The 431-nt window shown below is 47.1% G+C and carries 1 protein-coding gene; it reads left to right on the top strand.

Annotated elements, in window-relative coordinates:
* Window positions 1-345: 345 nt before the first annotated feature.
* Window positions 346-431: hypothetical protein (locus tag FHC52_RS22890; RefSeq protein WP_001681162.1), on the top strand; the 86-nt coding region annotated here is incomplete at its 3' end.

The raw sequence follows: 431 nt of genomic DNA, 5'->3' as shown, positions 1-431 counted from the left end.
TGAAAATCACCCGCATAGTGCGCTGGGATATCACTCTCCGAGAGAATACCGGCGGCAGCGGGCATCGTTAACTTAAGATACAAAAGCTGTCCGGAAATGGCGGGTCAAGATCACGCTTAACGTGGCGGCAGACCAGTATCACAGCATGCTGCGAAGAACATTTTCACTAATACGCTTTTTTTATCTGACTTAAGCTAAATCCCAGGTTGCTAACGGCGAAACAACAAACCCGTGAAGTTTCCGAGGAAAAACGTTTGTGCCAATGCTATAAGTCTAGGGAAGGTGCGAACAAGTCCCTGATATGAGATCATGTTTATCATCTGGAGCCATGGAACAGGGTTCATCATGAGTCATCAACTTACCTTCGCCGACAGTGAATTCAGCAGTAAGCGCCGTCAGACCAGAAAAGAGATTTTCTTGTCCCGCATGGA

It is taken from the genome of Enterobacter sp. EC_64, from assembly GCF_019584165.1.
Lineage (GTDB): Bacteria > Pseudomonadota > Gammaproteobacteria > Enterobacterales > Enterobacteriaceae > Enterobacter > Enterobacter roggenkampii.
The sequence above is the reverse complement of the archived record's forward strand: the minus strand, read 5'-3'. Positions and strand labels throughout refer to the sequence as shown.